1 protein-coding gene is annotated in these 819 nt (G+C 62.6%); it reads right to left on the bottom strand.

From position 1 onward, the window contains the following. Positions 1-25: 25 nt before the first annotated feature. The coding region (locus EN969_RS33465; protein ID WP_127419883.1) for a glycosyltransferase at positions 26-819 on the bottom strand (794 nt) is incomplete at its 5' end.

Genomic DNA, 819 nt, shown 5'->3' with positions numbered 1-819 from the left:
GGCCTGACCTGCTCAGGCGGCGTCGTCAGGCCGCCTGTCGCGCGCGCTGCTGCATGGCCCTGTCCAGTATCGAGAAGAAGGTGATGAACTGGCGATCGGGATCGAGTTCCGGGCGCCCGGCGAAGCTGCGAGCGAGACTGGAAAGCCGGTCATATTCCTGGTTGTCGTTCCACAGCCGCCTGACGGCCGCGACCCAATCGGCCAGCGGAGCATCGTAATCCAGCACCACGCCACCGGAGCCGACAGCCTCGGGCAGACCGCCGCGCCGCGAACCGATAACGGGGATTCCGCTGCAATGGGCCTCCGAAGCGACGCGGCCCCACGCCTCTTCCCACTTGCTGGGAGCAAGCAGGATCTTCGTGCGGCCATAGACCGTCTTCATGTCGCTGGTGCGGCTCTCCAGGACGACATTGCCCAAGGGAGCGATCGTCTGTTCGATCCGCGCCCGGTGATCGTCGTCGAGCTTCCAGCTTTCGACGAACAGGAATGGAATTTCGCGGCAGGCGCCGGCAATCCGCACCGCGAGCTCAAACCCCTTTTCCTCATAAGGGTTGATCAGCGTGACGAACTGGCCCGTCGTCGGCGTCGAGTAATGCGCCGGGTTGATGGTTGGCGGGATCACCGCTGCCTCGATGCCGAATTCTTTTTTGTAGGTTCGCGCGGTGAAATCCGAATTGGCAATGTAAAGCGCCGAATGCAATTCGCGCAGATCGCCGCCCAGTTCATGGAACTCGACATTGCGGAGATAAACGACCAGAGGCACGCCCTCCGCCTGCAGCGCCTTGCCGATCGGAACCGATTTGTGACACTGGACCACGG

This window comes from Mesorhizobium sp. M7A.F.Ca.CA.003.01.2.1 (genome assembly GCF_003998945.1).
In the GTDB taxonomy this organism is placed as follows: Bacteria; Pseudomonadota; Alphaproteobacteria; order Rhizobiales; family Rhizobiaceae; genus Mesorhizobium; species Mesorhizobium ciceri.
Note: the sequence above shows the minus strand (reverse complement) of the source record. Positions and strands in the feature narration are given on the sequence as shown.